Below are 21,247 nucleotides of genomic sequence, written 5' to 3' on the forward strand. Positions count from 1 at the left end.
AATTTCTTGCCTATGCAGCCTTGTGAAGGGAAAAGACCGTTCTTACAGTAGTTGCGAACAGAAGGCAGATTCCATGACCGTCCATCCGTCCGTCCTCGAAGCAATTGGCAACACGCCGTTGATCAAGCTCAAGGGTGCCTCCGAGGCGACGGGCTCGACCATTCTGGGCAAGGCCGAATTTCTGAACCCTGGCCAATCGGTCAAGGATCGTGCGGCACTCTACATCATCCGCGACGCCGAAAAGAAAGGCCTCCTGAGGCCCGGCGGCGTCATCGTTGAAGGCACGGCGGGCAACACCGGCATCGGCCTGACGCTGGTCGCCAAGGCGCTCGGCTATCGCACCGTCATCGTCATTCCGGAAACGCAGAGCCAGGAAAAGAAGGACGCGCTGAAGCTGCTCGGCGCCGAATTGGTCGAAGTTCCCGCCGTCCCCTACAAGAACCCGAACAACTACGTGAAAGTCTCGGGCCGGCTTGCCGAGCAACTGGCAAAGACGGAGCCGAACGGCGCGATCTGGGCAAACCAGTTCGACAACGTCGCCAACCGGCAGGCGCATATCGAGACGACGGCCAAGGAAATCTGGGCCGACACGTCAGGCAAGATCGACGGCTTCATCTGCTCGGTCGGCTCCGGCGGAACGCTGGCGGGCGTCGCCATGGGCCTGCATGCCTTCAACAAGGACATCAAGATCGGCATTGCCGATCCGGAAGGCGCCGCACTCTATGAGTTCTACCAGAACGGCGAGCTGAAATCCTCCGGTTCCTCGATAACGGAAGGCATAGGCCAGGGACGCATCACGGCAAATCTGGAAGGCTTTACGCCCGACTTCTCTTACCAGATCACCGATGCCGAGGCGCTTCCCTACGTCTTCGATCTGGTCGAGCACGAGGGCCTTTGCCTGGGCGGCTCGACGGCCATCAATATCGCCGGCGCGGTTCGCCTCGCCAAGGATCTCGGTCCCGGCCATACGATCGTGACCATCCTTTGCGATTACGGCAATCGCTATCAGTCCAAGCTCTTCAATCCCGACTTCCTGAAGTCCAAGGGCCTGCCGCTGCCGTCCTATCTTGCAAAGCGGACGGATATTTCCGTTCCATACGAAACAACAGCGTGATTTCATGACCGTCAATGCCCTCTATCGTGATGATTTCTATCTCTCGACCGCGGAAGCAGTCGTAACCGCAATCCACGAAGACGGGGGCATCGAACTCGATCAGACCTGTTTCTATGCCACTTCGGGCGGCCAGCCCGGCGATACCGGCTTCCTGGAGCGTGGCGACGGCTCCAGGATCGCGCTCGGCCAGACGAAGCACGGCCCGATCAAGGACATCATCATCCATGTGCCGCTCGAGGGTCAGCCGCTGCCGATCGTCGGGGAAAAGCTGGTGCTACACGTCGACTGGGCGCGTCGCTACAAGCTCATGCGCATGCACACCGCCTGTCACCTTCTCTCGGTGGTCTGCCCCTACCCGATCACCGGCGCGGCGGTCGGCGAGGACGAAAGCCGCGTCGATTTCGACATGAGCGAGACGATCGACAAGGACGAGGTGACGGCGAAGATGATGGCGCTCGTCAACGAGAACCATCCGATTTTCGTCCGCTGGATCACGGACGAGGAGCTGATCGCCAATCCCGGTATCGTCAAATCCAAGAACGTGCGGCCGCCGATGGGTCTCGGGCGAGTGAGCCTCGTCTGCATCGGCGAGGATTCGTCCGTCGACAGCCAGCCTTGCGGCGGCACGCATGTATCGGAGACACAGGAGGTCGGGGCGATCCACATCGCCAAGATCGAGAAGAAGGGTAAGGAAAACCGTCGCTTCCGCATTCGCTTCGGCACGCCGGCCGACGAAAATTGACCGGGCAAGCGCCTATATCCCGATATCAAGACCCATAATTCACAGCAGGGAGAGATCATCATGGCAGCGGACAAGAGCCGTTTCGTCGTATCCGCGGACTGGCTGCAAGGCGAGCTGGGCGCCAAGGACCTGCGCGTTGTCGACGCATCCTTCTATCTGCCGGCCCAGAAGCGCAATGCCGACGCCGAATATGCCAGCGGCCATATTCCCGGCGCGATCCGCTTCGATCAGGACAAGATATCGGATCATTCGACCAACCTGCCACACATGGTCCCTGCGCCTGAAGTCTTTGCGGCCGAGGTCGGCAAGCTGGGCATCAGCGAGAGCGACCGCATCGTCGTCTATGACGGCCCGGGTCTGTTTGCCTCGCCGCGCGTCTGGTGGCTGTTCCACATCGTCATGGGGGCGCCGAACGTCTTCGTGCTCGACGGCGGCCTCGATGGCTGGAAAGCCGAGGGACGCCCGCTGGAGACGGTGCTGCCTGCCTTCGAACCCGCGACCTTCAAACCGAGGTTCAACGGCAGCCGTGTCGTTTCGCTCGACGAGATGCGTGCGATCGTCGATTCCGGTTCCCTGCAGATCGCGGATGCGCGCAGCGCCGGGCGCTTTGCTGCCGCGGAACCGGAGCCGCGCGAAGGCATGCGCTCCGGCCATATGCCGGGAGCGAGAAGCCTGCCTTCGGGCGTGTTCGCCACGAACGGCAAGTTCAAGTCGCTGCCCGAACTGCGCGAGACGATCGAAAAGGCCGGCATCGATCTCGATAAGCCCGTGGTGACGACCTGCGGATCCGGCATCACCGCCGCCATCATTACACTCGCGCTCGAATCCCTCGGTCACGGCAGCAACAGGCTCTATGACGGCTCCTGGTCGGAATGGGGCAGCCGGGCGGATACGCCGATCGTTACCGGTCAAGATTGAGCATCGTGATCGTGAAAACGCCCTCGTCCATCAAGGTCCATATCACTCGCCTGGAAATGACCGCACCGCCCAAGACAAGCTTGCCGGTGCCGGTCAATATCCAGACCGCGATCATGCGTTCACCCGATATCCCGCTGCCGTTCTATCGCTATCTCTACCGCCAGGTGGGCTCCCGCTGGCATTGGGTGGATCGCCTTCGCCTCTCCGATGAGAACTTGACGGCCACTCTTCACGATCAGCGCAACAATATCAGCGTGCTCTATGTCAACGGAGCGCCGGCCGGATTCTTCGAATATTTCCGTCAGGACGAAGAGACGATCGAGCTCAGCCATTTCGGCCTCATCGAGCATGCCCTCGGCCTCGGCATCGGCAAATGGTTCCTGCTGCAGGCGCTTTACGCAATATGGACGCTCAATCCTCAGCGGATCGTGACGACCACGAACAATCTCGATCATCCGCGGGCTCTGCAGCTCTACCAGATGTTCGGCTTTTCGCCGATTTCGACCGGTGAAGGTATTGTCAGGCCACTGAGTGACAAGGAACTGCTCGAACTCGTCAAGAGAGGCTGAGGCGCCGCGGCCCGCACAATTGTTCCGCGCCGTGCATAGTGGCTGACCAACGAGGCAAGACCGCAGGAATCGGGTGGTTTCCCACCCCTTGCCGGCGCATGACATTGCAGATCTCGAAAGGAGCTTTGCCATGCCTTCCATCGCTTTTGCCGCCATGCCCACGCCCGACGCCGAAGTTCTCTGGAGCGGCGGTGCGGATGCTTATGGTCACCAAGCGGAGACCATGATCTCCGATGGCCCCGGCCATCCCTGCCGCCACTGCCTGCGCAATATCGATGCCGGCGAAGAGCTGTTCGTGTTTGCCTATCGGCCCTTTCCGGAGTTGCAGCCCTACGCGGAGACCGGTCCGATCTTCCTGCACAAGACGCCGTGCAAGCGTTACGAGGCGGCGGAAATCCTGCCGCCGGTGCTGGCGACCAGCCGGGATTTCATCGTGCGTGGCTATGGGAAGAACGATCGCATCGTCTATGGAACCGGCGCGGTGACGCCGACCGGCGACATCGCGGTCTATGCGGCCTCACTGCTCGAACGCCCCGATATCGCCTATGTCCATGTCCGCTCGGCACGCAACAACTGCTATCAATGCCGGATCGACAAGGTAGGAGCGCCAGCATACGCGGATGCCAGCGCCTTCATCTGAGGTGCGCGCGACAGGCTTTACGCGACGTTCAGAATGCTCTCGGGCGCGACGGCCTCGTAGCCGAGCGCTTCCGCCACCGGCTTGTTGGTCACGCGGCCCTTATGGACATTGAGGCCATTGCGGAGGTGCTTGTCTTCCGCGATGGCGCGCAGGCCACGATCGGCCAAGGCCAGGCCGTGGTAGATGGTGGCGTTGTTCAAAGCGTGCGCCGAGGTGACCGGAACCGCGCCCGGCATGTTGGCGACGCAGTAATGCACGACGCCCTCGACCACGTAGGTCGGATCGGAATGCGTCGTCGCATGGGAGGTTTCGAAGCAGCCGCCCTGATCGATGGCGACGTCGACAATGACCGAGCCCTTCTTCATGCCGGACAGCATCTCATGCGTGACGAGCTTCGGCGCGGCAGCACCCGGGATCAGAACGGCGCCGATCACCAGATCGGCGGAGAAGACCTCCTCTTCCAGCGCCTGGATGCTGGAATAGCGGGTGTGGACGCGGCCGTTGAAGATGTCGTCGAGCTGGCGCAGGCGCGGCAGGGAGCGGTCGAGGATGCTGACGTCGGCACCGAGGCCCGCCGCCATCTTGGCCGCATGCAGGCCAACGACGCCGCCGCCGATGATGGCGACCTTGGCCGGCAGAACACCCGGCACGCCGCCGAGAAGGATGCCCAGGCCGCCATTGGCCTTCTGCAGGGCTGTCGCACCCGCCTGGATCGACAGGCGTCCGGCGACCTCGGACATCGGCGCCAGCAGCGGCAGGCCGCCGCGCTCGTCGGTAACGGTCTCGTAGGCGACTGCGGTCACGCCGGATGCGAGCAGGCCTTTCGTCTGCTCCGGATCGGGCGCGAGATGCAGATAGGTGTAGAGAAGCTGGCCTTCGCGGAGCTGCGCCCATTCGGAGGGCTGTGGCTCCTTGACCTTCACGATCATGTCGCACTTCTCGAAAATGTCTTTGGCGCTGGCGGCGATCTTGGCGCCGGCGGCAATGTAGGCATGATCGTCGGCGCCGATGCCGGCACCGGCCTTCGTTTCGACCCAGACCTCGTGGCCATGGGCGACATATTCACGAACGGACGCCGGCGTCAGGCCGACGCGATATTCGTGGTTCTTGATTTCCTTGGGACAACCAACGCGCATTTCACTCCTCCTCGAATGCTTGTTCGTCTGCATTCTCTCCGGCTGAAATCAGACCACCTCCGCCCCGCAATGTCCTTGCAAAGACAATTTGCGCTGCAGTCATTTTTCGTGATTTATTGCGCGGACACGCGTTTTTTCGAAAGATCTTCGAATGTCCGACCTCGACGCCATCGATCATTCGATTCTGCGGATGCTGCAGCAGAATGCCAGGATCACCAATGCGGAACTGGCCGAGAAAGTCGGCCTGTCCCCCTCGGCCTGCTCCCGCCGGCTCGATATCCTTGAAAAGAGCGGGGTCATCGACGGCTATCACGCGCATCTGTCGCACAAGGCGTTGAACTACAAGATGATCGCCATCGTGCACATTTCGCTATCCGGCCAGTTCGCCAAGACGCTGTCGGAATTCGAAACGGCGGTGAAACGCTGTCCGAACGTGCTCGGCTGCTACCTCATGTCGGGCGAATACGACTACATATTGCGCGTCGCCGCGCGGGATCTCGAGGACTACGAGCGCATCCATCGCGATTGGCTCTCGGCCCTGCCCCATGTCGTGAAGATCAATTCCAGCTTTGCGCTTCGCGAAATCATCGACCGGCCGAATGTCGGCTTGTGAGGATTTTCAGCGCAGGTCCAAAAGCAACGGGCGATGATCCGACACTTCGGGCGCGGCGACGGGATCGAAGCGGACGACTTCGACATTCGGCGTCACCAGCATGTAGTCGGCGAAACGGGGCTGCTTTCGGTAGTGAGACGTGCGCGTGTCGTCATGCCCCCGTGAAGTGACAAGATCGATAAGCTCCAGGCTGGCGAGGATTTCGAACGTCTCGCTGCCGGGCAGCACGTTGAAATCGCCGCAGACGACCAGCCGGTCGCCGTCCTGCTTCACCTGGCGGATAAGTTCCACAAGCGCATTCGCCTGATGGCGGCGCGCGGGCGTGTCGCCCTTGCCTCCCAGGTCACGCAGGCCATGCATGTGGGCGATGGTGACGGGATAAACGTGCCGATAATCGAACAGGCGGATGCAATGGGCGTTGCGCGAGCGCGGATGCGGCCCGTAGCCATCGGCGGAGAATTCACCATGAACGAAACCGGCAGCCTGGCCGATGACCGGACAGGTTCTGCGCACGAAGGTCGCCAGTCCGAATTCCGAGTCGAACCGCCGGTCGCCGTCGAAGAGGTCGCCCCGTGCGACGGGAAGAAAGAAGGCATCGTAAGCCGGCAAAGCAGCCTTCAGTTCCTCGAAAAGACTGGCGCGCTGCGGAAGCTCGACACCATGATCGCGGTAGACCAGCCATCCGGCATCGGCATCATGCATGCGAACCACCTCCTGCAGGCACAGAACATCCGCATCGACATCGGCGAGATAGGGGATCAAAGGCTCATGCAGCCGGCCGCCCCATGCATTCAAGGAAACGATACGCAAATTCTGCACCCTTCAATAGTCACAGAGCCAAGCCACACGTCGCTCGCCGGGACGCACGACACAAGCAAAAACCGGCGATCCTCCGATTGCGTATACCGATCATGGTGTCGATTCGAGACGCCAGACTACAATTTTAGCGATCATGCTAAGCATCTCTCAATGCACATCTGCTATCCAAAAACGGAAAAAGATGCGCAAGCTGGGATATCACCATGCAACACTTTTCGAAATCTGTGTTCCAAGGCAATCTGAAAATCAAGTCGCGAGGCTCCTCCCGCCATCACGCCCGGCTGATGGGACAGGTCCGATATTTCACCAAGCTCGTCACGGGTCGCGTGGTCGATATCTCCACGAACGGTATTGCCCTCGACCTTCAGGCGCCGCTCTATGCCGCCGCGGGAAGCAAGGTTCGCATCGAATGCGACGATATCGGCTTGCTGGATGGGTTCGTGCGCTGGGCCCATAATGGCCGCATCGGCATCGAGTTCGATCGATCCTCCAACGCCTCGGCAAAGGTCGCGTCCTATTTCCGCTTTTTCCACAAGGACATAAAGCCGGTTCTCAAACGTTGATCGAATGCCGGCGCATGTCGGCTCGATCCACAATAAGCTTGTCACATAACTGGTGCACACCTTCAAAAATCGTCCTAATCTCCCGCCCGCAAGAGATTGATGAACGACAGCCCCATCGTTGAAGGAGTGTTCCATGTCTTCCATTCTGGATTTGCCCAGCATGTCGCGCCGTTCCCTGCTGCAAGGCCTGAGTGCCACGGCGGCGCTCATCGTGCTGCATCCTTTCGCCGCTCGCGCAGCCGGCAACCAGGCGCATCTGCGGCTGATGGAAACGACCGACATTCACGTCAACGTCTTCCCCTACGACTACTATGCCGACAAGCCGAACGACACGATGGGCCTGACGCGCACCGCGACGATCATCGACAACATCCGCGCCGAAGCCACCAACTCGCTGCTGATCGACAACGGCGACGTGCTGCAGGGCAATCCGATGGGCGATTACATGGCCTATCAGCACGGCATGAAGGACGGCGACGTCCATCCGGTCATCAAGGCGATGAACACGCTCGGCTATTCCGTGGGAACGCTCGGCAACCACGAGTTCAACTATGGCCTCGATTTCATGTTCAAGGTGCTGGCCGGCGCGAACTTCCCGTTCGTCTGCGCCAACCTGACCAAGGGCCAGCTCGCCTCCGACCCGACGAAGGACGACCTGTTCTTCAAGCCCTATCTGATCCAGGAAAAGAAGATCAAGGACGGCGCCGGCAATGAAAGCCCGATCAAGATCGGCTTCATCGGCTTCGTGCCGCCGCAGATCATGCTCTGGGACATCAAGAACCTCGAAGGCAAGGCGCAGACGCGCGATATCGTCGAAGCCGCCAAGGCCTGGGTTCCGGTCATGAAGGCCGAAGGCGCGGACATCATCATCGCTCTCTCGCATTCCGGCATCGACGGCAGCGGCCCGAGCGACAAGATGGAAAACGCCTCGCTCTATGTCGCCGCGGTCGATGGCATCGATGCCGTCTTCACCGGCCACCAGCATCTCGTCTTCCCCGGCCCAAAGACCTGGGACGGCATCAAGGACGCCGATCCGGTCAAGGGCACGCTGCATGGCAAGCCCGCCGTCATGGCCGGCTTCTGGGGCTCGCACCTCGGCCTGATCGACCTGTTGCTCGAAAAGGACGGCAACAGCTGGAAGATCGTCGACTTCACCTCAGAGGCGAGGCCGATCTATCATCGCGACGACAAGAAGAAGGTCATCGCCGATGTCGCCGACAAGAAGGAAGTGGTGGAAGCGGCCAAGGTCGAGCATGAGGCGACACTCGCCTATGTCCGCACGCCCGTCGGCAAGACCTCCGCGCCGCTCTACTCCTATTTCGCGCTCGTCGCCGACGATCCGTCGGTGCAGATCGTCAGCCAGGCGCAGATCTGGTACATCAAGGACATGCTCAAGGAGACGCAGTACAAGGACCTGCCGGTTCTCTCGGCTGCGGCGCCCTTCAAGTGCGGCGGCCGCAACGGCGCCGACTACTATACGGACGTCCCTGCCGGCAACATTGCCATCAAGAACGTCGCCGACCTCTATCTCTATCCGAACACCGTACAGGCGGTCGTCATCAACGGCGCGCAGGTCAAGAACTGGCTGGAAATGTCGGCTGCGATGTTCAACCAGGTGCAGCCCGGCGCCAAGGATGCGGATCTCATCAACAACGCCTTCCCGTCCTACAATTTCGATGTCATCGACGGCGTCACCTACCAGATCGACGTGTCGCAGCCGCGCCGCTTCGGCGATGACGGCAAGGTTCTGAATGCCGATGCAAACCGCATCCAGAACCTGCAATTCGATGGCAAGCCGATCGATCCCGCGCAGAAGTTCCTGGTCGTCAGCAACAACTATCGCGCCGGCGGCGGCGGCAACTTCCCGGAAATCGGAGCCGACAAGGTCGTCTACCAGGCGCCCGACACCAACCGGGACGTCATCGTGCGCTATGTCCACGATCAGGGCACGATCAATCCGACCGCCGACGGCAACTGGACCTTCAAGCCGCTGCCGGACACGACCGCAAAGTTCCAAAGCTCTCCGAAAGCCAAGGATTTCCTCGATCAGGTCAAGAGCGTGAAGATCGAAGATGCCGGCGAAGGCACGGACGGCTTCCGCAACTACCGGCTCGTCCTGTAGTCGCGACGGCAATCGTCCTCTCCCCGTTTCGGGGAGAGGACTTTTTCATTCGGCGGCCAGCCGCTTGTCGCCTGGCAGGAATATCTCGACAGCCGCCTTGAAGTCTTCCTGATTCGGGCATCGCGAGAGGCGGGAGCGGAAGGCCTCGATCATCCAGGCCGCGGCCGGACCGGGAGGGTTATCGACCTTGCGGACCGCGTAGATCGGATATTCGCTCTGATCGTATGCCTCGAGATCCAAAGGCACCAACCGCCCCTTCTGCAAATCCTCCATGATGAACGAGGCCGGCAGGCCGCCCCAGCCAAGCCCGCCCCGGATCAGCTGATGCTTGGTGGCGATATCGCTGACGCGCCAGGTCTTATAGGAGAGGACGTTGAAATCCTTGCCGTTCGTCAGGCTGGAGGCATCCGTGACGACGAGCTGAACCTCCTCGCGCACATCGGCAAGCGTCAACGGCCTTCCCATCTGGGCAAGAGGATGGGTGGGCGTGGCAACCGGCATCATAAAGGAGTGACCGATGCGCTCGATGACCAAGGCGTCGTCCTGCTTCACCACGGAACCGCCAATGCCGATCGTCGACTTGCCGCTGGAGACAAGCTCCATCATCGTGCCTAGTTCGCCCGTATCGAGCCGCAGCGAGACATAAGGAAAGCGATCGCGAAATTCGCGCAGCACGTCGACGGTCGCATGCACCGGCACCATGACGCTGATCGCCACGGCCACCTCGGCCTCGAGCCCGGTCTTCAATCCCTTTACCCTGGCGCGCATGACCTGCAGATCGGAAAGGATGCGGCGCGCATCCTCCAGCATCACCCTGCCCGCATCCGTGAGTTTCGGCTGGCGCGAACCCGAACGCTCGAACAGCGGCATTTCGAGCTGGGCTTCCAGATTGGCGATCGTATAGCTGATGACCGACTGAGCACGATTGAGCGTGCGCGAAGCGGCGGAAAAACTGCCTGATTCAGCAACGGTCAGAAAAACCTGCAACTGATCGAGGGTGGGATTGGGGAGCATCTTCCATCCATTCTATCGATAATTCCAATCCATATTATCACAGTTTTTCTCGATAGCACTGAGGACTTATCTATTGAACCGAACGTGATCGGACTCTCCCAGCCGATTTCGCAACCCATTGAAAAGGAAAACGGATATGTCCTCCATTCTGCTTCTGACCTCCAGCCCGCGCGCGGATTCGCTCTCCACCAAGATCGCCACCGAACTTGCCGAGAAGATCAAGGCCAACAACCCGGGCAAGACGCTCGTTCATCGCGACCTCGCAGCCGATAACCTGCCGCATATTGACGGCCCCTTCACCGCCGCCATCCGCACGCCCGCCGACGCCCGCACGCCCGAGCAGCAGGAGCTCGTGAAGGTTTCCGACGCACTCGTCGACGAACTGCTGGCAGCCGACACGCTGGTCATCGGCACCGGCCTCATCAACTTCAACATCTATTCCTCGCTGAAGACCTGGATCGACAACATCGCTCGCGCCGGCCGCACCTTCACCTACACGGAAACCGGCCCGAAGGGTCTGGCCAGCGGCAAGAAGGCCTATATCGTCCTCGCCTCCGGCGGCGTCTATTCCGAAGGCCCGGCTGCTCCGCTGAACCATGCCGTTCCCTACCTCAAGTCGGTTCTCGCCTTCATCGGCATCACCGATGTCGAGACCGTCTACATCGAAGGCGTCGCTTTCGGCCCGGAAGCTGCCGAGAAGGCAATCGGCGCTGCCCAGGCCCGCGCCTCCGAGCTAGCGCTCGCCGCCTAATCGACTGCAGTCCTCAGACACCGATAGCGGCCGGCTTCAACCGGCCGCTTTTATTTTGCCTGCGGCATCTCCTTGATGAACAGCTTCACGGTCTCCAGAATCTCATCGGAGAGAGCCTCGTCATTCGCCACGCGCGCGAGGCCGAGCGCCCCGGTCATCAGGCAGGAGGCGATGATCGCCTTCCGCCTTGCTTCCTCCGTCTCCGGTTGCGGCATGCGCGCCGCCATGGAAGCAAAGTTCCTTCGCAGCCCTTCCGTCGCGACGGCGCGGACCGCATCGCTGCTGCGCGCCATATCGGCCGTCAACGCCGCATAGGCACAGCCCTCGCCGCAGTGATCGCGGTGGCGCTCGCTGAGATAGTTATCGATATAGTCATTCAGCGGCACGCTTTCCGGATCGATCCCCCTGTCCTCCTGCTGCTGCCGCCAGGATCCGATCGCGGTTTCCATGGCTTCCGCCACGAGTTCGTCGCGGGAGGCGAAATGCTTGTAGAATCCCCCGACGGTCAAACCCGCCTCCTTCATCAGATCGGCGACACCGATCCCCTCCAATCCCTCCTCGCGCAGACGCTTGGCGGCGAGCGTCACGATGCGTTCGTGCGTCTTCTGCTTCTCGATTTGCGAACGGCCCATCGAAAATCCTTTCGTGCCCGGCTTGACAAAATGGATTACGATCATAATCCTTATAGATAACGATCATAATCCAGATCGTGACAAAAGCCAACAGGAGCAACGAACATGCGTCTCAAGAACAAGGTCGCCCTCATCACCGGCGGAAACAGCGGCATCGGGCTGGCCACGGCCCGGCTCTTCCTCGCCGAAGGTGCGAAGGTCGCCATCACCGGCCGCAACGCGAAGACGCTGGCTGCGGCAGCCGAGAAGCTCGGCGGCGACGTGCTGGCGCTGCAAGCCGACACGACAGACATTCCAGCCATGGAGAAGGCGTTTGCCGAAGCTGCGGAAAAGCTTGGGAAATTCGACATCGTCTTCGCCAATGCCGGGATCGGCGGCGAAACCCCGGTCGGCAAAACGACGCTCGAACAGTTCGAATCCATCGTACGCATCAATTTTACCGGCGTCTTCTTCACGGTGCAGGCCGCCCTGCCATATCTGAACGACGATGGCTCGGTGATCCTGAATGGCTCGGTTCACGCCGTACTCGGCATTCCCGGTTACTCGGCCTATGCCGGCACGAAGGGCGCCGTTCGCGCCATGACCCGCAACCTGGCGTCCGAGCTTGCGCCGCGCGGCATACGCGTCAATCAGGTCACGCCTGGCGCCACGAAGACGCCGATCTGGGACTCGCGGGCAGCGACGCCGGAAGCCATGGACGCTCTGGAAGCCCGTTTCGGCGGATTGAGCCCGCTCGGCCGCATGAGTGAAGCCGAAGAGATCGCCAATGCCGCGCTTTTCTTCGCCTCCGACGATTCCGCCAATGTCACGGCGATCGAAATCACCGTCGACGGCGGGGCCGTCAATGCGCCGTCGGGCGCCAAGATATTCCGCACGGCTTAAACCGATGACGCCGGCAGCCGCATCCTGATGCGGACCAGCGTCTCGACCACACGAAAAAGCCGCCAGAAGCACGATGCAGCTGGCGGCCTTCCTGTACGGGAACACACCGCCTATCCGCGGGCCTTCCGGCTATGAGGATCATGGATGGAGTTCGATGTGCACGCCTATCCGGCATGGCCCTTCATGAAGCGGGCCTTGACGCGACCTGCTGTTCCGGCAGCCCTCGAACGGGAAAGCATAACGCCCTCGTCTCTTTCACGAAAACACGATCACCCGTGAAAGAAGACAGGACCTCGGGGAAGAATTGAAAATTGGCGCGATATCAGACCTGGCGGGTCTTTTCGCCATCGCCGAACAGCGATGCACCATTCTGATCGATGATCTGCTGCGCCTTGCGGAAGGTCGATTCCACGGCATCGTCCGACGAGCTGAAAACATCGGCGCGAATGAAGTTGCGCACCAGAATCTCGCCGTTCACATCCTTCTCGATCCGGCCCATGAGGCGGAACTGGTTGCCCTCGCGCTGCGGCGTCGCATGGATCGTGCAGCCGGCATGCACCTGCGGCTCGACGCTTACCGTGGAGCCGCCGGACTTTTCGGTGTTCGCCTGCGATGCGCCGCCGGTGAAGATCGAGATGATATTTGAGAATAACGAAGCCATGGATCGCCTTTAGCATGAAGGTTGCGGGGTCGCAAAGTCAAATGATCAGGTTTGCCAGGATGTCGTTTTCGGTGATGTCCTCATAGCCCATGCCGGAGCTTTCGAAGTTCGCGATAAGCTGCTTGAAATTATCCGGATTCTTCGTCTCGATGCCGATCAGGATGGAACCGAAATTGCGAGCGCTCTTCTTCAGATATTCGAAGCGGGCGATATCGTCTTCCGGCCCGAGCATGTTGAGGAAATCACGGAGCGCGCCGGGGCGCTGCGCAAGGCGCAGGATGAAGTATTTCTTGAGCCCGGCGTAGCGCATGGCACGCTCCTTAACGTCGGGCAGACGCTCGAAGTCGAAATTGCCGCCGGAGACGACGGCAATGATGGTCTTGCCGCGAATGCTGTCGCGATCGAGCTTTTCCAGCGCCGTGATCGCCAGCGCGCCGGCCGGCTCGAGCACGACGCCCTCGACATTCAGCATATCGGTGATGGTGACGCAGATGGCGTTTTCCTCGATGAGCTGGACCTGCTCGGCCGCAAAGCCCTTCAGGGCGGCGAAATTGAGGTCGCCGATGCGGCCGACGGCGGCGCCATCGACGAAATTGTCGACCTTGGCCAGCGTGACCACCTGCCCCGCCTCGATGCTGCGGCGCAGGCTCGGCGCGCCCGCGGGCTCGGCAAAGGTGAAGGCGTCACGGGCGAGCGTGTCGGCAAAATAGCCGGCAATGCCGGCCGCAAGGCCGCCACCGCCGACGGGAAGAAGGATGCGGTCGACGACAACGCCTTCCGGCAATTGCTCGGCGATTTCCGCCGCGACGGTCGCCTGCCCCTCGATGATATCGGCGTGGTCGAAAGGCGGCACCATGACACCGTCGATGCGTTCGACATGCTCGCGCGCGGCCTGATAGCACTGGTCGAAGAAATCGCCGAAAAGCTTGATGGTGATGAATTCGCCGCCGAAGATGCGTGTCTTGTCGATTTTCTGCTGCGGTGTCGTCACGGGCATGTAGACGACGCCCGGCACGCCGAAATGCCGGCAGACGAAGGCAAAGCCCTGCGCGTGATTGCCGGCGGACGCGCAGACGAAGGTTTTCTCCGTGCCGCCTTCGGCAATCACCTTGCGGAAGAAATTGAAGGCGCCGCGGATCTTGTAGGAGCGGACCGGCGTCAGGTCCTCGCGCTTCAGCCAGATATCCGCGCCGTAGCGGGCGGAAAGATGCTCGTTCAGCTGCAGCGGCGTTGCGGGAAAAAGGCCACGCATGGCCTCGGTTGCTTCGAGAACAGTCTGTTTGTCCACGGCTTGTCCGTCCTTCTTCAATCCACCCCCGCTATGACACAGGAAACATGACCAAAGAAAGCCTGTTTATCGTCCTTTCGGACCTGCGATCGAGATATTGCCGCCATTCACCGGCAATTAACTATTTATGTCGCCAACAGCCGAATTCCGCAAATCTGCGAGTTGACAGCAAAGCTCCCCCTGCGTCCAATATGATACAGCCATCATGACGATGGTTAGAGGCCCGCCCCAACACCGATCCGTCGGCGCAGGCGGGCTTCGCTATCCCTATGGCCTCTCACGATTGAACAGCGCCGAGTTTCGTGGACGCCCTTGGGTTAGATTTTCTGCTGTTTTTCGGACTCGACGGGTGACAGCATCCCGTTCCTGACGTGTTTGCGTTTCGGGTTGTAAGATATCTCGACGTAACCTCCGCAACCGGATAGCCGCGCTCGGTGATCTGACGCAAAATCTCGATTGCCACTCAACTTGCCTTGGAGACGCGGCCATACACCGTGAACCGCCCGTCCTTCGCGACGAGATGGTAGGCGGAAAGCAGCGCGGCAAAACGCGCCTGCCCAAGTACGTGATTGGTCCAGAGCGGGTCGTCCTGTTGAACGACGATCAGATCGTAATTGTGGTTGGCGAACTCGGCATATTTACCATCCAGATAGGTGTCCGACTGCTTCTGGTAGCGGGCAGCGTCCGCCATTTTTCCCTGCGCCGCCGCATCTAAACCCCGCGTGAACGCAAGAGCGCCCAACCAGTCGCTGTTATAGGCAGACAAGAAGCGTCCCCCAACAATCCTGACGAGCGGATGGGCAGCGGTAACGTCGCTGCCGATGACGGCGAGCGTCGGTTCCCCCCTCGATGCCGCTCTGACTGCTGCGACGAAAGCCTCGTCTGGCTTCTGGGTGTCCAGGAAAGGTCGCCAGGCAAACGCGAGGACAATTGCGCAGAGACTGACGCGTCCGAGCGTTTCGCGGTTGCAACGCCAGCCGGAAGACGCTGCGATACGGCAAAGGACAGCAACAACGGCCAGCGAAATCGCGGCGAATGCATGGTAGGGCCAGCCCTTGCCTTGGTAGACTAGAGGGATGACAGCGGCGAGCGAGGCGAGCAGCGCCACCGCGCAGAGCGGGGTCACGGGCGCTTTCGGTGCAACCATCCAGAACAGAAGAAGAAGCATCAGGTAAACGGGCCCGTAGCTCAGCGCGACCCTGACTGAATCACCGGTTCCCATATAGACATCCGCCACCTGCGGAAGGATGTCCCGCATGAATTCGGGGCAAAGCAAAAAGACGAGCGCGACATACACGGCGCCGACAATGCCGATAATGCAATTCTCGGGCGCAAGGAGTGAGCGGACGTCTCGTCGGCGCCAGGCCACGTAAAGGGCGGGTGCAACGTAAGCGACTGCATAATAGGGCTTCACCAGGATAAGAACGCTGCCGCAGAGGCCGACGGCGACAATCAGGGCCAGGCTAGGCCTGACAGGGCGCGTGGCATCGGCCCGCCAAGCCATGATCGCCAGCAACGGCAGAAACAGCACCGTGCCCAGGTGATCCCTCTCCGTGAAGGCGTTGCCGGGAAAAATCATGAACAGCGCGACGAACAGCGGCAACAGCCGAAGCAGGACACGATTTTCGGCAAAGCCGGCGCGCTGGACGACCAATGCTGCCAAACCAAGACCCGCGATCACAGCCAGGCAGGTGTAGAGATAGACGCCGATTTCGGGAGCGATTCCCACCCATCGCGACAGCGCTACTGCCGGCAGGTAAAGCCAGATCGAGAATGGCGGGTTCGGGTCGATCAGATCGACGTAGAGGCGCTCTCCGGCAAGCAACCGCTCTGCGATCGTAATGATCCCGCTGGTGTCGACGATGGTTCCCCACCGCTGCTGCAGCAGGGCGGCCACCGCGAAGACTACAGCGCTCTGGATCAACGCCGCTCGCAGCGCGGACGGTTTCGCCGACCAGAACCGGGATACACCCAGCGCGCTACTCATAGGCGGCCAAACAGATGATTGCCCGACGAAACGGCGGTGTTGCCGTCGATGCACCGTAACCCATGTCAAAACACACCCATTGCCGACTTGCGACGCGACTCTAGCGCGGACTTAATAAACCTGGCGTTAAGACGGGGCATATCGGCCCCGCGTATACCATGTCTGGTACCAACGAGCGCGGCTTCCGCCGACGCGGCGGGCAGGCTCAAGCTGCCCGCGCTCCCGATGGGCAGGCATCGGTGGGTGACCCGATAAGATCCACCGGTATCAGTGTTCCGCCAGTCTGTGCTCGGGAGACCGCCTCCGGCGGGCTTCGCCTGTTTCACTTTGGCGACATGCTGCCTTCACGAACGGCTTCTTGCACAGTCTCGCGAGAATGCCTTGGTTCGAGGGTCAGCAGCTTTTGCTCTATCGCGACGACCTGAAACTTTGCCTTTGTATCGCTGCGCTTCAAGCCAGCGAGCAATTCCGGGCGCAAACCGTCGCCGCGTCTTGCGGCGATCTCATGCAGCCGAAGAAAAATCGACATGGCACCCTCCGATCCGGCTGATGAGATCAGAGTAGGCGTCGACATGGGCGGCAACCACCCGATTCCTGTGAAGCCGTTGGTGCGGACGACGGGGGTCGAACCCGTACAGCCAAAGGCCGAGGGATTTTAAGTCCCTTGCGTCTACCAGTTTCGCCACGTCCGCGCTGGGCGATTTCAATATCTTGCGTCGGGTGATTTGGAAAGCGCTGGGCGGTCGTTTTTTGGCTTGCCGGGCAGGTTTCTGGAATAAGCGTTTTGAGCCTCTCGGCCCCGTCGATCAGTGTCGACGATGTGGCGCACTTTCGGCGAGCGGATCACCCTCACCTCAATGGAAAAGGCGCAGCTTCCGCCGCGCCTCTCCGACACCATGTGTGACTTTCAAATCAAGCGGTGAGCTTGGCTGCGATCTTGGCGACGTGGGCGCCCTGGAATTTGGCTGCTTCCAGCTCGATTTCGGACGGCTGGCGCGAGCCGTCGCCGTTGGTGATGGTGGAGGCGCCGTAGGGCGAGCCGCCCTTGACTTCTTCCGTGCCCATCTGGCCCTGAAAAGCATAGGGAAGGCCGACGACGGCCATGCCGTGGTGCAGAAGCGTCGGGATGAAGCCGAGGATGGTCGATTCCTGGCCGCCATGCTGGGTCGCGGACGAGGTGAAGACCGAGCCGACCTTGCCGACGAGCTTGCCATTGAACCAGAGGCCGCCGGTCTGATCCCAGAAATTGCGCATCTGCGAGGCGACCGTGCCGAAGCGCGTGCCGGCGCCGACGATGATGGCGTCATATTCGGCCAGTTCGTCAGGCGTTGCGACCGGGGCTTCCTGGTCGAGCTTGAAGTAGGAGGCCTTTGCAACCTCTTCCGGAACGAGTTCCGGGACGCGCTTGACGGTGACTTCGGCACCGGCGGACTTTGCGCCTTCCGCGACGGCATAGGCCATCTTCTCGATGTGACCGTAAGCGGAATAATAGAGAACCAGAACCTTAGCCATGAACGTCTCCCGTTTGTTGGACGCGTTGATTGTCGAGGCATGTTGTATCAGCGATGCGACAGGGGCGCAGCCCCCAGGCTCAGAACGCACTGTTCATCCTGCGTAGACGGAAAATCATTTGCAATACGTGCGAGGGCCGCCGGAGAAACAAAAGGAGCGTTTGCATTCGCCGTAAACAGCGCTACCTATTTCGGACCCTTTTGCGAACGCGCCGATGCGCATTTTCCTGGATGTCTTCATGTCAAACGAAACCATTGTCACAGCCGCCATGCTGGCCATCGGCGACGAACTGCTGTCCGGCCGCACGAAGGACAAGAATATCGGCCATCTCGCCGACGTGCTGCTGCTTGCCGGCATCGACCTGAAGGAAGTCCGCATCGTCGCCGACGACGAAGATGCCATCGTGACGGCGCTGAACGCCTTGCGCGGCCAATACGACTATGTCTTCACCTCGGGCGGCATCGGCCCGACCCACGACGACATCACCGCCGACGCCATAGCCAAGGCCTTCGGCGTGCCCTGCGAGCATGATGCCGAAGCGATGCGGCTGATGGGTGAAATGTATGCCTGGCGCGAGATGGAGTTTACCGAGGCTCGCCAGCGCATGGCCCGCATGCCCGTCGGATCGAAGCATATCGCAAATCCGGTCTCGACGGCTCCAGGGTTCAATATCGGCAATGTCTATGTCATGGCCGGCGTGCCGCAGGTTTTCCAGGCAATGCTCGACAATGTCATACCGACGCTGCGGACCGGCGCGCACATCTTGTCGACCGCCATTTCCTGCCCCTATGGCGAGGGAGAAATCGGCACGCCGCTCGGCCTCATCCAGAAGGCGCATCCCGATACCAGCATAGGCTCCTACCCGCGCTACGTCGGTCAGTTCTTCTCTACCGAAATCGTCGTCAGAGGCCGCTCCGCCGAACTGGTTGAAAATGTCGCAGCGGAAGTGCGCGCCATGATCGAAACGATCCGGCAGTCGAAAGCGAAGGAAAATCAGTCGGCTGAGGCGTGACATTCAACGAATAAGTGCATATCGCGACGGAACCGGATGCGCCTGCCACGCATTAATTTATCGCGGAATGCAGATATAATGAGCAGATCAACCCCTCCGCATGGGAGATCACGTCATGGCTTACAAGACCATATTGACCGTTCTCGACAACCCCGACAACACGCGCATCGCCGCTGATTTCGCGGCGGCGCTGGCCAAGGAACACGGCGCTTACATCGTCGGCCTTCATGCGGAAATCGTCTCCACCGTGCCGCTGGTGGCCCCGATGGAAATTCCGGATCCCGTCGCGGTGCAGGCGCTTCAGGATGTGGCGCACAATCAGGCCCTCGAAATCGAACGGCTGTTCCGAACCAAGATGGAAGGCGCCGGCCTCGGCTATGAATGGCATAGCTTCGCCAGCACGATCGGCTACGGGACGGAACCGTTGATCGAAAGCGCCCGCAGCGCCGATCTGCTGGTTGCCGTACAGCCGGACCCATCGAAATATGCCGACTCCCAGGTCGATGTCGAAACATTCCTGTTCGACAGCGGACGGCCGGTGCTGCTCATTCCCTATATTCTGAAGGAACCGAAGCCCGTTCGCCGCGTGCTGATCGCCTGGAACGGCTCCAAGGAAGCGGCCCGCGCCACCTTCGATGCCCTGCCCTTCCTGAAGGCGGCCGATTCCGTCGAGATCCTCTCGGTCAGCCCCTCCGAAAAGGACCCTCATCCGTCCAAGGAAACCGGTGTTCAGCTCGCGGCTGCGCTGACGCGTCACGGCGTCCGCGCCACGTTCGAGACGGCGGCCTGCGCCGGCAAGTCGACGCCCTCGCAGGTCATCGAAAATCGGCTTGCGGACGACAGCATCGACCTTCTGGTCATGGGTGCCTATACGCACTCCTGGCTGTGGCAGATGATCTTCGGCGGCACGACGCGCACCTTGCTGCAGTCGATGACCGCGATGACGCTTCTGGCCCGTTGAGCCGCTCGCACAAGCCGAATGAGGCGGCTCCCGGCATCGATGTGCAACGGGAGCTGCTTTGCGGCTATTGCCTTTTGCCAGTAAATCCAGCAGAAAGCAGCGACCGATGACAGAATTCCCGCCAGGGAACCGTTCGCGCGGTCGTAAGGGGCAGATCCCGAAAGGCATATCGCTTTTCCTCGGATGAGATCCTGTTCAAGCAGACAGCCGGCGAATCGCGTTCCGGACCCGGATCCCCGATCTGGATCAAGGTCTGCGCCCGCTGCGGGGTCCTGCTCAGGGTCGCCGGTGTTGCCGGTGCGTCATTATTCCATGCCCCGGAGCTTCTGCCATGTCCCTGCCCGATAAAGCCTTTCCCGTATCCTGGGATCAGTTCCATCGCGATGCGCGCGCGCTTGCCTGGCGGCTTGCCGGCCTCAACCGCGAATTCAAGGCCATCGTCTGTATTACCCGTGGCGGCCTCGTGCCGGCCGCCATCATCTCGCGCGAACTCAACATCCGCATGATCGATACGGTCTGCATCGCCTCCTACCACGACTATGCGAGCCAGGGCGAAATGAACCTGCTCAAGGGCATTGCGCCGGAATTGACGGCCAATGGCGGCGAAGGCGTCCTTGTCGTCGACGACCTCACGGATACCGGCAAGACGGCTCTCGAAGTGCGCGCCATGCTGCCGAAGGCACATTTCGCCTGCGTCTATGCCAAGCCGACGGGCGTTCCCACAATCGATACCTTCATCACCGAGGTCAGCCAGGACACCTGGATCTACTTCCCCTGGGACATGGGCTTCACCTATCAGGAGCCGATCGCCAAGGGTCATCGCGGCTGATCCCGAAGGCCGGCGGCGCGAATCAGTTGCGCTTTTCCACCCGGCACCGAAACAAGACACGACGGACGGTAATAGAGGTGGGCGCTGCGGCGCCCACTACATTTAGTGGGCCTCATATCCGCGGGAATGCGCGGGATTCAAGGGGTTCCGCGCGAATCATGAGGTGCCACGGCACGATTTCAGCGCGCTGCCAATGGCATCAAGGTCACGGTCACAATTTTGTCGTTTTCAACTACGGCGATAATGGCTGTTGCTTTGTCTGCGGTCGTCCGAAGGGCGAGCGCCTCCCCTCAAGCTCTTGATTCTTCTACCCTACTGGCGTTTCCCCAATTTCCACAGGCAAGCCCACAAGATATTGTGGTTAACAATCCACCACAAACCACCCCTTGACGGAATCGGGTCTTTCAAAGTTAATGGATGACGTTGCGGCGGCGACTGAACCAGACGAATTTACGAGGGCTGGTTCTCATTTCGAAATCGGA

At 60.7% G+C, this 21,247-nt stretch carries 22 protein-coding genes and 1 tRNA gene; 13 read left to right on the forward strand and 10 right to left on the reverse strand.

Features of this window, described 5'->3' with window-relative positions:
• Positions 1–73: 73 nt before the first annotated feature.
• The 5 genes from GR212_RS08100 (at position 74) to GR212_RS08120 (ending at position 3,983) form a co-directional block, all read left to right on the forward strand.
• Positions 74–1,114, forward strand: a complete 1,041-nt coding sequence (locus GR212_RS08100) for a cysteine synthase A (protein ID WP_163985978.1) — start codon at positions 74–76, stop codon at positions 1,112–1,114.
• Positions 1,115–1,118: 4 nt separating this feature from the next.
• Positions 1,119–1,856, forward strand: a complete 738-nt coding sequence (locus tag GR212_RS08105; protein ID WP_163985979.1) for an alanyl-tRNA editing protein — start codon at positions 1,119–1,121, stop codon at positions 1,854–1,856.
• Positions 1,857–1,916: 60 nt separating this feature from the next.
• The gene (gene sseA, locus GR212_RS08110) at positions 1,917–2,774 is read left to right on the forward strand and encodes a 3-mercaptopyruvate sulfurtransferase (protein WP_163985981.1); all 858 of its coding nucleotides are present in this window, start codon (positions 1,917–1,919) and stop codon (positions 2,772–2,774) included.
• An 8-nt stretch (positions 2,775–2,782) separates the two neighbouring features.
• Positions 2,783–3,343, forward strand: coding sequence for a GNAT family N-acetyltransferase (locus tag GR212_RS08115; RefSeq protein WP_163986323.1), 561 nt, complete (start codon positions 2,783–2,785; stop codon positions 3,341–3,343).
• Positions 3,344–3,473: 130 nt separating this feature from the next.
• Positions 3,474–3,983 carry a DUF1203 domain-containing protein gene (locus GR212_RS08120; protein WP_163985982.1) on the forward strand — a complete coding sequence of 170 codons (510 nt, stop codon included), beginning with the start codon at positions 3,474–3,476 and terminating at the stop codon, positions 3,981–3,983.
• Between the two features lie 17 nt (positions 3,984–4,000).
• Here GR212_RS08120 and ald read toward each other — a convergent pair whose 3' ends face one another.
• The gene (gene ald, locus GR212_RS08125) at positions 4,001–5,119 is read right to left on the reverse strand and encodes an alanine dehydrogenase (protein ID WP_163985984.1); all 1,119 of its coding nucleotides are present in this window, start codon (positions 5,117–5,119) and stop codon (positions 4,001–4,003) included.
• A gap of 151 nt (positions 5,120–5,270) precedes the next feature.
• Between ald and GR212_RS08130 the strand changes: the two genes are divergently transcribed.
• A complete protein-coding gene (locus GR212_RS08130) occupies positions 5,271–5,732 on the forward strand; it encodes an Lrp/AsnC family transcriptional regulator (protein WP_163985986.1) in 462 nt (153 codons plus the stop codon).
• Between the two features lie 6 nt (positions 5,733–5,738).
• Here GR212_RS08130 and GR212_RS08135 read toward each other — a convergent pair whose 3' ends face one another.
• A complete protein-coding gene (locus GR212_RS08135) occupies positions 5,739–6,542 on the reverse strand; it encodes an endonuclease/exonuclease/phosphatase family protein (protein ID WP_163985988.1) in 804 nt (267 codons plus the stop codon).
• A 212-nt stretch (positions 6,543–6,754) separates the two neighbouring features.
• Here GR212_RS08135 and GR212_RS08140 point away from each other — a divergent pair, with 212 nt between their 5' ends.
• A complete protein-coding gene (locus GR212_RS08140) occupies positions 6,755–7,114 on the forward strand; it encodes a PilZ domain-containing protein (protein WP_163985989.1) in 360 nt (119 codons plus the stop codon).
• Positions 7,115–7,247: 133 nt separating this feature from the next.
• The gene (locus GR212_RS08145) at positions 7,248–9,236 is read left to right on the forward strand and encodes a bifunctional 2',3'-cyclic-nucleotide 2'-phosphodiesterase/3'-nucleotidase (protein WP_163985991.1); all 1,989 of its coding nucleotides are present in this window, start codon (positions 7,248–7,250) and stop codon (positions 9,234–9,236) included.
• 45 nt (positions 9,237–9,281) lie between these two features.
• Here the strand turns inward: GR212_RS08145 and GR212_RS08150 are convergent, their stop codons facing one another.
• The gene (locus GR212_RS08150; protein WP_163985992.1) at positions 9,282–10,250 is read right to left on the reverse strand and encodes a LysR family transcriptional regulator; all 969 of its coding nucleotides are present in this window, start codon (positions 10,248–10,250) and stop codon (positions 9,282–9,284) included.
• A 136-nt stretch (positions 10,251–10,386) separates the two neighbouring features.
• On the opposite strand from GR212_RS08150, the gene GR212_RS08155 reads away from it, so the two are divergent.
• Complete coding sequence (locus GR212_RS08155) at positions 10,387–11,001, forward strand: FMN-dependent NADH-azoreductase (protein ID WP_163985994.1); 615 nt, start codon at positions 10,387–10,389, stop codon at positions 10,999–11,001.
• Positions 11,002–11,051: 50 nt separating this feature from the next.
• Here the strand turns inward: GR212_RS08155 and GR212_RS08160 are convergent, their stop codons facing one another.
• Positions 11,052–11,633, reverse strand: a complete 582-nt coding sequence (locus GR212_RS08160; RefSeq protein ID WP_163985995.1) for a TetR/AcrR family transcriptional regulator — start codon at positions 11,631–11,633, stop codon at positions 11,052–11,054.
• 105 nt (positions 11,634–11,738) lie between these two features.
• Between GR212_RS08160 and GR212_RS08165 the strand changes: the two genes are divergently transcribed.
• Positions 11,739–12,515: an SDR family NAD(P)-dependent oxidoreductase gene (locus GR212_RS08165; RefSeq protein WP_163985997.1), complete on the forward strand. Its 777-nt coding sequence runs from the start codon at positions 11,739–11,741 to the stop codon at positions 12,513–12,515.
• Between the two features lie 322 nt (positions 12,516–12,837).
• Here the strand turns inward: GR212_RS08165 and GR212_RS08170 are convergent, their stop codons facing one another.
• From GR212_RS08170 to wrbA, 6 genes are all read right to left on the reverse strand, one after another.
• Positions 12,838–13,176 carry an HlyU family transcriptional regulator gene (locus GR212_RS08170; RefSeq protein WP_163985999.1) on the reverse strand — a complete coding sequence of 113 codons (339 nt, stop codon included), beginning with the start codon at positions 13,174–13,176 and terminating at the stop codon, positions 12,838–12,840.
• Between the two features lie 37 nt (positions 13,177–13,213).
• Complete coding sequence (gene ilvA / locus GR212_RS08175) at positions 13,214–14,464, reverse strand: threonine ammonia-lyase (RefSeq protein ID WP_163986000.1); 1,251 nt, start codon at positions 14,462–14,464, stop codon at positions 13,214–13,216.
• 463 nt (positions 14,465–14,927) lie between these two features.
• The gene (locus GR212_RS08180; protein WP_163986002.1) at positions 14,928–16,520 is read right to left on the reverse strand and encodes a hypothetical protein; all 1,593 of its coding nucleotides are present in this window, start codon (positions 16,518–16,520) and stop codon (positions 14,928–14,930) included.
• Positions 16,521–16,773: 253 nt separating this feature from the next.
• Entirely contained in the window at positions 16,774–16,980 is a 207-nt protein-coding gene (locus tag GR212_RS08185) for a hypothetical protein (RefSeq protein WP_163986003.1), read from the reverse strand.
• A gap of 77 nt (positions 16,981–17,057) precedes the next feature.
• Positions 17,058–17,143, reverse strand: a tRNA-Leu gene (locus tag GR212_RS08190).
• 220 nt (positions 17,144–17,363) lie between these two features.
• Positions 17,364–17,963, reverse strand: coding sequence for an NAD(P)H:quinone oxidoreductase type IV (gene wrbA / locus GR212_RS08195; RefSeq protein WP_163986005.1), 600 nt, complete (start codon positions 17,961–17,963; stop codon positions 17,364–17,366).
• 238 nt (positions 17,964–18,201) lie between these two features.
• On the opposite strand from wrbA, the gene GR212_RS08200 reads away from it, so the two are divergent.
• The 3 genes from GR212_RS08200 to gpt all read left to right on the forward strand — a co-directional run bounded on the left by GR212_RS08200 (position 18,202) and on the right by gpt (position 20,765).
• On the forward strand, positions 18,202–18,975 hold the full coding sequence (locus GR212_RS08200) for a competence/damage-inducible protein A (protein ID WP_163986007.1): 774 nt from the start codon (positions 18,202–18,204) through the stop codon (positions 18,973–18,975).
• A gap of 115 nt (positions 18,976–19,090) precedes the next feature.
• Positions 19,091–19,936 (forward strand): universal stress protein, encoded by an 846-nt coding sequence (locus tag GR212_RS08205; protein ID WP_163986008.1) that lies wholly within the window; start codon positions 19,091–19,093, stop codon positions 19,934–19,936.
• A 331-nt stretch (positions 19,937–20,267) separates the two neighbouring features.
• On the forward strand, positions 20,268–20,765 hold the full coding sequence (gene gpt, locus GR212_RS08210) for a xanthine phosphoribosyltransferase (protein ID WP_163986010.1): 498 nt from the start codon (positions 20,268–20,270) through the stop codon (positions 20,763–20,765).
• Positions 20,766–21,247: the final 482 nt, after the last annotated feature.

Source organism: Martinezella lusitana, from assembly GCF_010668395.1.
GTDB lineage: Bacteria > Pseudomonadota > Alphaproteobacteria > Rhizobiales > Rhizobiaceae > Rhizobium > Rhizobium lusitanum_A.

Excerpts from the sequence above, each read along its gene's own strand:
- GR212_RS08100 (WP_163985978.1), top strand. The coding sequence starts at position 74 with ATGACCGTCCATCCGTCCGTCCTCGAAGCAATTGGCAACACGCCGTTG.
- GR212_RS08105 (WP_163985979.1), top strand. The coding sequence starts at position 1,119 with ATGACCGTCAATGCCCTCTATCGTGATGATTTCTATCTCTCGACCGCG.
- sseA (WP_163985981.1), top strand. The coding sequence starts at position 1,917 with ATGGCAGCGGACAAGAGCCGTTTCGTCGTATCCGCGGACTGGCTGCAA.
- GR212_RS08120 (WP_163985982.1), top strand. The coding sequence starts at position 3,474 with ATGCCTTCCATCGCTTTTGCCGCCATGCCCACGCCCGACGCCGAAGTT.
- ald (WP_163985984.1), bottom strand. The coding sequence starts at position 5,119 with ATGCGCGTTGGTTGTCCCAAGGAAATCAAGAACCACGAATATCGCGTC.
- GR212_RS08130 (WP_163985986.1), top strand. The coding sequence starts at position 5,271 with ATGTCCGACCTCGACGCCATCGATCATTCGATTCTGCGGATGCTGCAG.
- GR212_RS08140 (WP_163985989.1), top strand. The coding sequence starts at position 6,755 with ATGCAACACTTTTCGAAATCTGTGTTCCAAGGCAATCTGAAAATCAAG.
- GR212_RS08145 (WP_163985991.1), top strand. The coding sequence starts at position 7,248 with ATGTCTTCCATTCTGGATTTGCCCAGCATGTCGCGCCGTTCCCTGCTG.
- GR212_RS08150 (WP_163985992.1), bottom strand. The coding sequence starts at position 10,250 with ATGCTCCCCAATCCCACCCTCGATCAGTTGCAGGTTTTTCTGACCGTT.
- GR212_RS08155 (WP_163985994.1), top strand. The coding sequence starts at position 10,387 with ATGTCCTCCATTCTGCTTCTGACCTCCAGCCCGCGCGCGGATTCGCTC.
- GR212_RS08160 (WP_163985995.1), bottom strand. The coding sequence starts at position 11,633 with ATGGGCCGTTCGCAAATCGAGAAGCAGAAGACGCACGAACGCATCGTG.
- GR212_RS08165 (WP_163985997.1), top strand. The coding sequence starts at position 11,739 with ATGCGTCTCAAGAACAAGGTCGCCCTCATCACCGGCGGAAACAGCGGC.
- GR212_RS08170 (WP_163985999.1), bottom strand. The coding sequence starts at position 13,176 with ATGGCTTCGTTATTCTCAAATATCATCTCGATCTTCACCGGCGGCGCA.
- GR212_RS08185 (WP_163986003.1), bottom strand. The coding sequence starts at position 16,980 with ATGTCGATTTTTCTTCGGCTGCATGAGATCGCCGCAAGACGCGGCGAC.
- wrbA (WP_163986005.1), bottom strand. The coding sequence starts at position 17,963 with ATGGCTAAGGTTCTGGTTCTCTATTATTCCGCTTACGGTCACATCGAG.
- GR212_RS08200 (WP_163986007.1), top strand. The coding sequence starts at position 18,202 with ATGTCAAACGAAACCATTGTCACAGCCGCCATGCTGGCCATCGGCGAC.
- GR212_RS08205 (WP_163986008.1), top strand. The coding sequence starts at position 19,091 with ATGGCTTACAAGACCATATTGACCGTTCTCGACAACCCCGACAACACG.
- gpt (WP_163986010.1), top strand. The coding sequence starts at position 20,268 with ATGTCCCTGCCCGATAAAGCCTTTCCCGTATCCTGGGATCAGTTCCAT.